Origin of the sequence: Streptomyces cadmiisoli (assembly GCF_003261055.1) — a bacterium.
Lineage (GTDB): Bacteria > Actinomycetota > Actinomycetes > Streptomycetales > Streptomycetaceae > Streptomyces > Streptomyces cadmiisoli.
In genome coordinates, this window is sequence record NZ_CP030073.1 from 7134793 (window position 1) to 7146845 (window position 12053).

The 12053-nt window shown below is 72.5% G+C and carries 12 protein-coding genes and 1 riboswitch; of the genes, 9 read left to right on the forward strand and 3 right to left on the reverse strand.

Features of this window, described 5'->3' with window-relative positions:
* Window position 1: 1 nt before the first annotated feature.
* Entirely contained in the window at window positions 2–688 is a 687-nt protein-coding gene (locus DN051_RS31410; RefSeq protein ID WP_053759870.1) for a DUF5995 family protein, read from the reverse strand.
* A gap of 103 nt (window positions 689–791) precedes the next feature.
* Between DN051_RS31410 and DN051_RS31415 the strand changes: the two genes are divergently transcribed.
* On the forward strand, window positions 792–1994 hold the full coding sequence (locus DN051_RS31415) for a glycoside hydrolase family 6 protein (RefSeq protein ID WP_420709189.1): 1203 nt from the start codon (window positions 792–794) through the stop codon (window positions 1992–1994).
* On the opposite strand, the gene DN051_RS31420 is transcribed toward DN051_RS31415, so the two are convergent.
* Together DN051_RS31420 and DN051_RS31425 are read right to left on the reverse strand one after the other, a co-directional pair.
* A complete protein-coding gene (locus DN051_RS31420; protein ID WP_112440074.1) occupies window positions 1976–3367 on the reverse strand; it encodes a uracil-xanthine permease family protein in 1392 nt (463 codons plus the stop codon). The genes DN051_RS31415 and DN051_RS31420 overlap by 19 nt on opposite strands.
* A gap of 167 nt (window positions 3368–3534) precedes the next feature.
* The gene (locus DN051_RS31425; protein WP_053759873.1) at window positions 3535–4746 is read right to left on the reverse strand and encodes an MFS transporter; all 1212 of its coding nucleotides are present in this window, start codon (window positions 4744–4746) and stop codon (window positions 3535–3537) included.
* Between the two features lie 131 nt (window positions 4747–4877).
* Between DN051_RS31425 and DN051_RS31430 the strand changes: the two genes are divergently transcribed.
* The 8 genes from DN051_RS31430 (at window position 4878) to DN051_RS31470 (ending at window position 12013) form a co-directional block, all read left to right on the forward strand.
* Window positions 4878–6110, forward strand: a complete 1233-nt coding sequence (locus DN051_RS31430) for an ROK family transcriptional regulator (RefSeq protein WP_053759874.1) — start codon at window positions 4878–4880, stop codon at window positions 6108–6110.
* Window positions 6111–6931: 821 nt separating this feature from the next.
* Window positions 6932–7062: riboswitch (FMN riboswitch) on the forward strand.
* A gap of 146 nt (window positions 7063–7208) precedes the next feature.
* Window positions 7209–7811 (forward strand): riboflavin synthase, encoded by a 603-nt coding sequence (locus DN051_RS31440; RefSeq protein WP_053759876.1) that lies wholly within the window; start codon window positions 7209–7211, stop codon window positions 7809–7811.
* Window positions 7808–8449, forward strand: a complete 642-nt coding sequence (locus DN051_RS31445; RefSeq protein WP_053759877.1) for a nicotinamide mononucleotide transporter family protein — start codon at window positions 7808–7810, stop codon at window positions 8447–8449. Before DN051_RS31440 ends, DN051_RS31445 begins: the two co-directional genes overlap by 4 nt.
* Window positions 8446–9816: a bifunctional 3,4-dihydroxy-2-butanone-4-phosphate synthase/GTP cyclohydrolase II gene (locus DN051_RS31450; protein WP_053759878.1), complete on the forward strand. Its 1371-nt coding sequence runs from the start codon at window positions 8446–8448 to the stop codon at window positions 9814–9816. Before DN051_RS31445 ends, DN051_RS31450 begins: the two co-directional genes overlap by 4 nt.
* A gap of 25 nt (window positions 9817–9841) precedes the next feature.
* Window positions 9842–10327 carry a 6,7-dimethyl-8-ribityllumazine synthase gene (gene ribH, locus DN051_RS31455; protein WP_053759879.1) on the forward strand — a complete coding sequence of 162 codons (486 nt, stop codon included), beginning with the start codon at window positions 9842–9844 and terminating at the stop codon, window positions 10325–10327.
* 34 nt (window positions 10328–10361) lie between these two features.
* Window positions 10362–10634, forward strand: a complete 273-nt coding sequence (locus tag DN051_RS31460) for a phosphoribosyl-ATP diphosphatase (RefSeq protein ID WP_053759952.1) — start codon at window positions 10362–10364, stop codon at window positions 10632–10634.
* A 47-nt stretch (window positions 10635–10681) separates the two neighbouring features.
* Window positions 10682–11530, forward strand: a complete 849-nt coding sequence (gene hisG / locus DN051_RS31465) for an ATP phosphoribosyltransferase (RefSeq protein WP_053759880.1) — start codon at window positions 10682–10684, stop codon at window positions 11528–11530.
* Between the two features lie 12 nt (window positions 11531–11542).
* On the forward strand, window positions 11543–12013 hold the full coding sequence (locus DN051_RS31470; RefSeq protein ID WP_053759881.1) for a PH domain-containing protein: 471 nt from the start codon (window positions 11543–11545) through the stop codon (window positions 12011–12013).
* The last annotated feature ends 40 nt before the right edge of the window (window positions 12014–12053 follow it).

Sequence of the window (12053 nt, forward strand, 5' to 3'; positions counted from 1 at the left end):
GTCAGTCGGGCAGCGGGGTGAGCATCATCCGGCCCGCGAAGCCGACCGCCGCGTCGAGGCGGTCGGTGAACTCCTCGGCCACCTCCGGGAGGCGGCGCAGCGCCCACAGCGCACGCGCCGCGGCCCAGGTGGCGTCGCGGGCGCGGTCCAGACTCCAGGAGCCGAGCAGATGGGTCAGCGGGTCGGCGATCTGGAGCAGGTCGGGACCCGGCATCAGATCTTCGCGGACCCGCTCCTCCAGCGTCACGAGGAGGTCGCCCACGCGGTCGAACTCGTCCTCCAGCTCGGCCGGTTCGCAGTCCAGCGTACGACAGGCGTCCACCACGGCGAGCGCGAGATCGTGGCCGATGTGCGCGTTGATGCCCGCGAGCGCGAACTGCAACGGGCGTACGCCGGGATGGCGGCGGAACTGGAGCAGCGGCCGCCAGCAGGCCGGTGGGCGGCGCCCCTGCGCCGCCGCGTCGACCGCCGCGAGATAGCGTTCCGCGAACCGTACGTCCAGCGTGATCGCGGCCCGCGCGTCCGCGAACCGCCCGCTGTCGATGTGCCGGTCGACGGCCTCGGTGACGGCCAGGTAGACGCGGTTGAACACCGCGACCCCGTCCCTCGCGGGCAGGGCCGCGTCCAGCGCCCGCATCCGGGCGACCACGCCGTCGACGGGAGTGGCGAACTGCTCCAACTGCGTCATGGGGGCAGCGTCCCAGTCCTAGGCTTGCACGGGTGCCGGCGGGCCCGACGCTTCCCCAGAACGGGGGAACGCGCCGCCGCACCGGGGAGGGGGACCGAGCACCGTGTCAGGCTTACGTGCCAGGCGCCTGGCCGCCCGCCGGGCCGAGCGCAGACGGGCCGCCCGGCGCAACGCCATGCTCGCGGCGGCCTGTGCCGTGGTCGCGGCCGGCACCGTGAGCGGCATGCTGACCGCATTCGACGACGGCGCCGGCGCGGACCGCGCGGGCGGGTCCGGGGCCGGCGCCTCGACACGGTCGGAACCGCTGCCCGTCGTGCCGTCCCGGTCCCCGTCGCCCTCGGTGACACCCTCCCCGGCGGACACCGCCTCGGCCGCCGCCTCCAGGAAGGTGACCGCCACGGCCGCCTCCGGCACCGGGACCCGGCGGCAGGCGGCCGTCCCGGGCACCCGCCTCTACCGCCACCCGCAGTCCCAGGTCCTCGACTGGGTCCGGGCCCATCCCGGCGACCCGCGCCGGGCGGTCATCGAGTCCCGCATCGCGGGCCGGCCGGCCTCGGTGTGGTTCGCCGACTTCACGCCCGCGACCATCACCTCGCGGGTCGCCGCCGTCACCTCGGGTGCCGCCGCGCAGGACCGGGTGCCGGTCCTGGTGGCGTACGCGGTCCCGAACCGCGACTGCGGCGGCCACTCCCAGGGCGGGGCGCCGGACCTGGCCGCCTACGACGCCTGGATCGACCGGTTCGCGGCGGGCCTCGGCTCCGGGGAGGTCATCGTCGTCCTGGAGCCCGACTCGGTCGCCCAGGCCGGCTGCCTGTCAGCGGCGGACCGCGCCGACCGGTTCGCCTCCCTGGCCCGGGCCGGCCGCGTCCTGAAGGCCGCCAACCCCAGGGCACGGGTCTACTACGACGCCGGCCACTCGGGCTGGAACCCGGCCGCCAGGCAGGCGGAACTGCTGAAACAGGCCGGTGCCGCCTCGCCCGACTCCTCCGACGGCATCTTCAGCAACGTCTCCAACTTCCACCGCACCGCCGACGAGATCGCCTACGACCGCCGGGTGCTCGACGCCCTGGGCGGCCCCGAAGGGCTGGGCGCGGTGATCGACACCAGCCGCAACGGCAACGGCGCCCCGGCCGACGGAGAGTGGTGCGACCCGGCGGGACGAAAAATCGGGCAGGCCCCGACGCCGGCCACCGGCCAGGCGCGGATCGACGCCTATCTGTGGGTGAAGCTGCCGGGCGAGTCGGACGGCTGCAAGGGCGCGCCGGGCACCTTCGCACCGGACTACGCCTACGACTTGGCGCGCTGATCCCCCTCGTCGTAGCGGGACGTGCCCTCGTCCAGCAGCGGTGCCTGCGTCTTGAGGTGGGCGGGGGCGAAGGCCCGCAGCGCGTGGTAGCCGGTGATGACGACGAGCGTGCCGAGCGCGATGCCGCTGAGCGAGAAGTTGTCGCCGAACTCCAGGCTGACGTTGCCGACGCCGATGATGATGCCCGCCGCGGCCGGTACCAGGTTGAGCGGATTGCGCAGGTCCACCTCGGCGTTGATCCAGATCTGCGCGCCGAGCAGGCCGATCATGCCGTAGAGGATCACGGTGATGCCGCCCAGCACGCCGCCGGGGATCGCCGCGACCACCGCGCCGAACTTCGGGCACACACCGAACAGCAGGGCGAAGCCGGCGGCGGCCCAGTAGGCGGCCGTCGAGTACACCCGGGTCGCCGCCATCACTCCGATGTTCTCGGAGTACGTGGTGTTGGGCGGGCCGCCGACCGCGGTGGACAGCATCGAGCCGACGCCGTCGGCCGAGATCGCCGTGCCGAGCTTGTCGTCGAGCGGGTCGCCGGTCATCTCGCCGACCGCCTTGACGTGGCCGGCGTTCTCCGCGACCAGCGCGATGACCACCGGCAGCGCGACCAGGATCGCCGACCACTCGAAGGACGGGCCGTGGAAGGTCGGCAACCCGATCCAGTCGGCGTCGGCGACCCCCGACAGGTCCAGGCGCCAGTGGTCGGTCACCTTGCCGCTCGCGTCCACGGAGTGGATCCGGCCGAAGACCCGGTCGAGGACCCAGGAGATGCCGTAGCCGAAGACGAGGCCGAGGAAGATCGCCACGCGGGACCAGAAACCACGCAGACAGACGACGGCCAGACCGGTGAACAGCATGACAAGCAGGGCGGTCCACTGGTCCTGCGGCCAGTACGTGGACGCGGTGACCGGAGCGAGGTTGAAGCCGATCAGCATCACGACCGCGCCGGTGACGATCGGCGGCATCGTCGCGTGGATGATCCGCGCCCCGAACCGCTGCACCGCCAGACCGACGAGGAACAGCGCGACGCCGACGACGAAGACCGCGCCGGTCACCGTGGCGCTCGTACCGCCCTGCGCGCGGATCACGGCGGCGACGCCCACGAAGGACAGGGAGCAGCCGAGGTAGCTCGGCACCCGGCCGCGGGTGGCGAGCAGGAACACGATCGTGGCGACGCCCGACATCATGATGGCGAGGTTGGGGTCCAGGCCCATCAGGACCGGCGCCACGAACGAGGCTCCGAACATCGCGACCACATGCTGTGCACCGAGTCCGGCCGTGCGCGGCCAGGACAGCCGCTCGTCGGGCCGGACCACCGCGCCCGGTGCCGGGGTGCGTCCGTCGCCGTGCAGTTTCCAGCGGACGCCGAGATCCATGGGGTGTCGCTTTCGTCGTACGTGCAGTCCGGACCATTGTCATGGCAGGCCAGGGGTGCTTCGGCCACCCGAGCGTCCGGTGGGGGAGAGGCGACGTACGGGCACGGCACGCCCCTGCTCGTCCGGGTCGGCGCCGGGACGCTCCGCCCGGCGCCGTGCGGAGCGTGTCAGGCCCGCGGGTCGGGGACCGCCGCGCTCGCCTGACCGACCTTCGGGTGCTGCCGGCCGCTCGAGCGCAGGACGCCCGCGAAGACCGCGAGCCCGCACGCCAGGGCCGTCACCAGGCCGAACGACACGACCAGGCTGGTCGCCTGCGCCAGCGAGCCGATGGCGCTCGGCGCGATCAGGCCCGAGGTGTAGGTGATGGTCGCGACGCCCGCGATGGCCTGGCTCGGGTTCGGTCCGCTGCGGCCCGCCGCCGCGAAGCACAGCGGTACGACCACCGCGATGCCGAGGCCCATCAGCGCGAAGCCGGTCATCGCCGCCGCCGGGTGGTCCGCGACGACGATCAGCAGCCCGCCCAGGGCGGCGAGCACGCCGCTCCAGCGGACCGTGCGCACCGCGCCGAAGCGGTCCACCACCCGGTCGCCGGCGAACCGGGCCAGCGCCATCGTGAGTGTGAATCCGGTGGTGCAGGCGGCGGCGAGAGCCGCCGAACTGCCGAGCTCGTCCTCCAGGTAGACGGCCGACCAGTCCAGGCTCGCCCCCTCGGCGAACACGGCGCAGAACCCGATCGCGCCGATCAGCACCGCCGACTTCGGCGGCAGCGCGAACCGGGGCGGCGGCTCCTCGTCCTCGGTCGGCTGGAGGTCCAGCACCCAGTGGCAGGCCACGAGGCCCAGTACGGTCAGGACGGCGGCCGCCAGGGCGTGGTGCAGCCGGGCGTCCGTCTCCAGGTGCGCCGCCAGGGTGCCGCCGGCCGAACCGACCAGGGCACCCACGCTCCACCAGCCGTGCAGGCCCGACATGATCGACCGGCTGAGGCGGTTCTCCACCTCCACACCGAGCGCGTTCATCGCGACGTCCGCCATGCCCGCGGTGGCGCCGTAGACGAACAGGGCCGTGCAGAGCGCCGGCAGACCGGGAGCGAGGGACGGCAGGGTCAGCGACAGCGTCCACAGGGCGATCAGTCCGCGCAGCGCCGTACGGGCGCCGAAGCGGTGGCTGATCCGGCCCGCGAGTGGCATCGCGAGCGACGCCCCGAGCGCCGGGAAGGCCAGCGCGAGTCCCAACTGGCCCGCGCTCACCGAGGCGTGGTCCTGGATCCACGGCACACGGGTCGCGAACGAACCGGTGACGGCGCCGTGCACGGCGAACACGGCGGCCACCGCGTACCGGGCGTGTTTCACCTCGCGGTGCTCGCGGACCACGTCACTCATTGTTCCCGCCCCTTGTCATGTCGCTGCGTCACCATGGTCGGCGGTAAACTATCAGGAACCCTGCCTGATAGATAGGGGACCCTCGGCGGCCCGTCCCCGACGCGGCCCCGCCGATCTGGAAGGATCCCGGCATGCCCGCATCCCCCAGCACCGCCCGGGCCATCAACGACCGGCTCGCCCTGCGACTGCTCCAGCAGGAGGGCTCGTTGACGGCCGGACAGTTGAAGCAGCTGACCGGGCTGTCCCGGCCGACCATCGCCGACCTGGTGGAGCGCCTCACCGCCTCCGGGCTGATCGCCGTGGTCGGGGAGGCCGGGGAGCAGCGGCGCGGGCCGAACGCGAAGCTGTACGGGATCGTCGCCGACCGGGCCCATCTGGCCGCGCTGGACGTGCGCACCGAGGGCGTCTCCGTGGTCGTCTCCGACCTGCTCGGCAAGGCGCTCGCCGAGGCGTCCGTGCCGATCGGCGGCGACACCGGGACCGGACCCGCGGTGGAGCAGGCGGTCGCCCTCGTCGAACGTACGGCGAAGGAGGCGGGGGCCGACCGGCTGCACACCGTCGGCATCGGCGCGCCCGGCCTGATCGACCCGGCCACCGGCGAACTCCGCGACTCCTCCGGCCTGCCCGCGTGGCACCGCCGCCTCGTCGCCGCCCTCCAGGAACGGCTGCCCGAGGCCCGGGTCATCGTCGAGAACGAGACCAACCTCGCCGCGCTGGCCGAGCAGCGGGACGGGGCGGCGAGGGACCGGGAAACCTTCGTGCTGCTGTGGCTCGGCCACGGCACCGGCGCCGCCGTCGTCCTCGACGGCGCGCTGCGCCGCGGCGCCTCCGGCGGTACCGGCGAGATCGGCTTCCTCCCGGTACCGGGCACGGAGGGCCTGCCGTCGGCCACCGACTGCGAAGGCGGTTTCCACTCACTGGCCGGGTCGGCGGCGATCGCCGGGCTGGCGCTGGAGTACGGGGTGCCCCTCGCCGCCCGGGGACCCGAACCGATGGCGGCGGGCCTGGTGCGCGCGGCGGTCGAGACGGTGCAGGCCGGCCCCGGTGGCGCGCGCCCGGACCGGCCCGGCGCACCCGGCGACCGGGCCGACCGGTTCCTCGATGTCCTCGCCGATCGCCTGGCCATCGGCGCCGCCTCTGTCGTCGCTGTCCTCGACCCCGGATGCGTGGTGCTCGGCGGTGAGATCGGGCAGGCCGGCGGTGCCGTGCTCGCCGGTCGCGTGGGGGAGCGGCTGAGACGGATGTCGCCCCTGGTGACGGAGGTGCGGGCGGGGGTGCTGGGCGGTGGCGCGGTGCTGCGCGGGGCGTTGCTGACCGCGCGGGACCACGCCCAGGACGAACTGTTCGCACCCCCTGAGCGCTAGGGCCTGTCGTCGAATTCCCGTCTGCCCCGTGACGCCCGGCACGCTCCCCCAGTGCCTGAAGGGCGTGGGAGGTGCCCCCGCTCGCCGCAGCGGGCGAAAGCCCGAGTTCGTCCAGTTCGAGGACTTCCGCCCGGCACTCTCCCAGCCTCCGGCCGGGGGACCCCCGGAGCACGCACCGGACGCCGCGGGGCCGCCCTTCGGGCAACGACAGCAAGGTGACGACAGGCCCTGGAGCGTGTCGTCGGCGCACGGCTGGGAGGCCCGGCGGCGGGCAAGGGCCGTCGTCACCGCCGCCGGGCCGGTCTCACGGGGTCTGCGGGTGCCCCGTTCCGGACGGACCCCACTCGCCGGTGGCGCCGGGCTCCCGGCCCCTCGTCCACCACTCGGCCTTCCACGAGTGCCCGCGACGGGCCACCCTGCTCCTCCTCCCGCCGTGCTCCGCCGTCACGGTCCGGGCCGGAGCCGTGCACTGCCCGGTGCCGTCGGACGCGGTCGGCGTCACCGTCACCACCGAAGTCCTCGGACCGGCCCGGTCCTTGGCGTCGCCCGGCGCCGAATCGTCGTGGCCGGACCGGAACTCCGTGCCGCCGGGCAGGGGGACAGCATCGTCAGTTCCTCTCCGCGGAAGTTGCGCAGACCATAAAGAGGACTAGACCAGCACGTCAATAGGTATGGACCAATTTCAACCGGGCGTGTCGGTAAGGGAGTTGGGGTCGTTCCGGAGTGTCCGAGAAGTCCAGCGGAACGGCCTGTGAGCCACTCCACACCCCTCGCCCGCATGGACGTCGATCAGGCGTGGCAGACTGGCCGTGTACCAGAAGCAGCGCACTCCGGGGTCGGTGAAAGTCCGAACCGGCGGTTACAGTCCGCGACCCGGTCGCCTCCAGCGGCCGGTTGACCAGGTGAAATTCCTGGACCGACGGTTAAAGTCCGGATGGGAGGCAGTGCGCGGCGGGCGGGCATTCGTGCGCGCCGCCGTAGGTGCTCGTCCAGGGTGACGGGTGCCGTCCGGCGTCGCCCCCGGTGTCGCCGTCCGTTCATTCTGTCGTCATCGACAGCCCCGGAGTCCGTGCCCGAAGAGGCAGGAGGACCCGGGAAGTGTTCACCGGAATCGTCGAAGAGCTGGGCGAAGTCACGGCCGTCGAGAACCTCGGCGACGCCTCACGTTTCCGGCTGCGCGGCCCCGTAGTCACCGAGGACGCGAAGCACGGCGACTCGATCGCCGTCAACGGTGTGTGTCTCACGGTCGTCGAGCACGAGGGCGACGAGTTCACGGCCGACGTCATGGCCGAGACCCTCGACCGCTCCAGCCTCGGCGCCCTCACCGTCGGCTCCCGCGTCAACCTCGAACGCCCCACCGCCGTCGGCGCCCGCCTCGGCGGGCACATCGTGCAGGGACACGTCGACGGCACCGGCTCCGTACTGGCGCGCACGCCGTCCGAGCACTGGGAGATCGTGAAGATCTCCCTCCCCGACCACCTCGCGCGCTACGTCGTCGAGAAGGGCTCCATCACCGTCGACGGCATCAGCCTCACCGTCGTCGAGGCCGGCCCCGACCACTTCAGCGTCAGCCTCATCCCCACCACCCTCGCGCTGACCACCCTCGGTCTGAAGCAGCCCGGCGACCCGGTCAACCTCGAGGTCGACATCATCGCCAAGTACGTCGAGCGGCTCCTCGGCTCACCCGGAGCGGCGCGGTGAGCCGGCTCGACTCCGAGGCCTTCGTCCTGTTCGGCCAGCACATCATCTGGTCGGACATGGTCGGCAACATCCTCGGGCTGATCGCGCTCGCCCTCGGGTGGTGGCGCTCCGTGTGGACCTGGCCGGTGCAGTTCCTGTCCGGCGTCATCCTCTTCACCGCCTTCTACGGCCACCTCGCCGGCAGCGCCGGCAAACAGGTCGTCGTCATGGCCGTCGCGCTGTACGGCTGGTGGCAGTGGAACCGCGGCAGCGGCCGGGCCGAGGACGGCCGCATATCCGTCCGCTTCGCCACCTGGCGCGAGCGTGCGGCGATGATCGCCGCCGCGGCCGCCGGCACGGTCGCGGTGGCCCTGATCTTCAAGGCCTACCCGTCGCTGTCCTGGGACCCCTGGCCGGACGCCTACATCTTCGTCGGCACGATCGTCGCCATGTACGCCCAGGCGCGCGGCATGGTCGAGTTCTGGTTCGCCTGGCTGCTCGTCGACCTGGTCGGCGTGCCGCTCAACTTCGCCAACGGCTACGCCTTCTCCGGCTTCGTCTACGTCATCTACGGCGCACTCGTCCTGTGGGGCATGCGCGACTGGTGGCTGCGCTCCCGCAAGGACGCGCGGCCCGTCCTGGAAGGAGCGCCGGCATGAGCGCCCGCCCGTCTGCCACCACCACCCTCAACGAGGCCGTCCCGGAGCCGGGCTCCTGGGAGGACCACCACCGCGCCACTCCCGCGACCCCGGCGCTCTACGGCACCGAGGACCTCGACGACCTCAGCCTCGACCCGGTCGAGCAGGCCGTCGCCGACATCGCGGCCGGACGCCCGGTCGTGGTCGTCGACGACGAGGACCGGGAGAACGAGGGCGACCTCGTCATCGCCGCCGAGAAGGCGACCCCCGAGATCGTCGCCTTCATGATGAGCGAGTGCCGCGGCCTGATCTGCGCCCCGATGGAGGGCGACGAACTCGACCGGCTGCGTCTGCCGCAGATGGTCGAGGACAACACCGAGTCGATGAAGACCGCCTTCACCGTCTCCGTGGACGCCTCCCCGGCGCACGGCGTGACCACCGGCATCTCCGCGTCCGACCGCGCGACCACGCTGCAACTGCTCGCCGGCGGCACGGCCGAGCCCGGCGACCTGGTCCGCCCCGGCCACATCTTCCCGCTGCGCGCCAGGCCCGGCGGCGTGCTCGTCCGCAACGGCCACACCGAGGCCGCCGTCGACCTCGCCCGGCTCGCCGGTCTGCGCCCGGCCGGCGCGATCGTCGAGATCGCCGGTGAGGACGGCCGCATGCTGCGCCTGCCCGAGCTGATCCCGTTCGCCCGCAAGCACGGCCTGACGATCATCTCCATCGCGGACCTGATCGCCTACCGCCGCACCAGCGAGCCCACCGTCCGCCGCGAGGCCCGGACGCAGCTGCCCACCGCCCACGGCACGTTCACGGCGTACGGCTACCGGTCCACCCTCGACGGCGTCGAGCACATCGCGCTCGTCCACGGCGACCTCGGTGACGGCGAGGACGTCCTCGTCCGCGTCCACTCCGAATGCCTCACCGGGGACGTCTTCCACTCGTTGCGCTGCGACTGCGGCCCCCAGCTGGAGACCGCTCTGGAGCGCGTCCACGCCGAGGGCCGGGGCGTCGTGGTCTATCTGCGCGGACACGAGGGCCGCGGGATCGGCCTGCTGTCCAAGCTCCGCGCCTACGAGCTCCAGGAGCGCGGGCGCGACACCCTCGACGCCAACCTGGAACTCGGCCTGCCCGCCGACGCCCGGGACTACGCCGCCGGCGCGCAGATCCTGACCGATCTCGGGGTGCGCAGCGTGCGTCTGATGACCAACAACCCCGACAAGACCGACGCCCTCCTGCGGCACGGACTCCAGGTCACCGACCGCGAGCCCATGCCCGTGCAGGCGGGCGAACACAACCTCCGTTACCTGCGCACCAAGCGGGACCGGATGGGGCACGACCTGCCCTGGCTGGACACGACCACCGTGTCCGCCTGCGGCAACCAGTGAGAACACACCGAGGAGACAAGAGAACGTGAGCGGCAAGGGCGCACCGGAACTGTCCGTACGCAACGTCGGGGACCTGCGGGTCGCCGTCATCGCGGCACAGTGGCACGAGAAGGTGATGGACGGACTGGTGGACGGCGCGCTGCGCGCCCTGCACGACCTGGGCATCGACGAGCCGACCCTGCTGCGGGTCCCCGGCAGCTGGGAGCTGCCGGTCGTCGCCAAGGCCCTCGCGGGCCGCGGCTACGACGCGATCGTCGCCCTCGGCGTCGTCATCCGCGGCGGCACCCCGCACTTCGAGTACGTGTGCCAGGGCGTCACCCAAGGCCTGACCCAGGTCTCGGTCGACACCGGCGTCCCCGTCGGTTTCGGCCTGCTGACCTGCGACACCGAGGAGCAGGCCCTGGACCGGGCCGGCCTGGAGGGTTCCAACGAGGACAAGGGGCACGAGGCGGTGACGGCGGCGGTGGTGACGGCGGCCGCGCTCCGCTCAGTATCCGAACCGTGGCGTTAGGCCCGGCGGCCGAACGCGTAAAGTGGGCGCCACCATGTCCAAGAAGACGTTCGAGGAGCTGTTCACCGAGCTCCAGCAGAAGGCCGCCCACGCAGACCCCGCCACTTCCCGTACCGCGGAGCTGGTCGAGAAGGGGGTCCATGCGATCGGCAAGAAGGTCGTCGAGGAGGCCGCCGAGGTCTGGATGGCCGCCGAGTACGAGGGCAAGGAGGCGGCCGCCGAGGAGATCTCGCAGCTGCTGTACCACGTCCAGGTGATGATGGTCGCCCGCGGGATCTCCCTCGACGACGTCTACGCCCACCTCTGAAGCCCCACCACCCCCACGCACGTCCCAGAGCAAAGGAAGCCGACCTCATGCTGCGCATCGCCGTCCCCAACAAGGGTTCCCTGTCCGGCCCTGCGGCGGACATGCTGCATGAGGCCGGCTACCAGCAGCGCCGCGAGTCCAAGGAACTGCGGATCGTCGACCCGGAGAACGAGGTCGAGTTCTTCTACCTCCGCCCCCGCGACATCGCGATCTACGTCGCCTCCGGCCGGCTCGACGTCGGCATCACCGGACGCGACCTGCTGATCGACTCCGGAGCCAAGGCCGAGGAGATCCTGCCGCTCGGCTTCGCCCGCTCCACCTTCCGCTACGCCACCAAGCCCGGCACCGCGGACGGCGTGGACGGTCTCAAGGGCCTGACGGTCGCCACCTCCTACGAGGGCATCGTCGCCCGGCACCTCTCGGACAGCGGTATCGACGCCGCCGTCGTCCACCTCGACGGTGCCGTGGAGACCGCCATCGAGCTCGGTGTCGCCGAGGTCATCGCGGACGTCGTCGAGACCGGTACCTCGCTGCGCAACGCGGGCCTGGAGGTCATCGGCGAGCCGATCATGAAGTCCGAGGCGATCGTGATCCGCCGGGTCGGCGCCGACGCGGAGGAGCCCAAGGTGCAGCAGTTCCTGCGCCGGCTCCAGGGCGTCCTGGTGGCCCGGACGTACGTGATGATGGACTACGACTGCCGGGTCGAGCAGCTGGAGAAGGCCGTCGCGCTCACGCCGGGCCTGGAGTCCCCGACCATCTCGCCGCTGCACAACGAGGGCTGGGTCGCCGTGCGCGCCATGGTGCCCGCCAAGGACGCCCAGCGGATCATGGACGACCTGTACGCCATCGGCGCGCGGGCCATCCTGACCACCGCCATCCACGCCTGCCGTCTCTGAGGGGCCCCAGCCATGCCGGATCAGACCTCTCTTCCCGAACTGCCCGTGACCTTCCGCCCGGTGCGCACCCGTGCCGTGCTGCTCACCGCGGCCGCCGCGATCTTCGTGGCGGTGTCGGCGGTGGCGCTGCTGCTGGACAAGCTCGGCCCGGGCGAGCGGCTCAGCTTCGTCCTGACGGCCGTACTGCTGTCGGGCGGGGTGCTCGTGCTCGCCCGGCCCAAGGTCGTGGCCGACGAGTCCGGCGTCACCGTCGTCAACTTCGCCGGCACCCGCCGTCTGGAGTGGGCGGAGATCATCCAGGTGAACCTCCGAGTCGGTGATCCCTGGGCCTTCCTGGACCTCAGCGACGGCACCAGCCTGGCCGCGATCGGTATCCAGCCGGGTATCGGGAAACAGCAGGCCATCGCGGACGCGGGCGCGCTGCGCGCGCTCGTGGAGGCGCGGGCCGGGCACGTCGCCCGCGGCTCCGGCGCGAAATCCTGACGAACATCACGGTTGACATCGGGGCATTCACCCTGCCGTT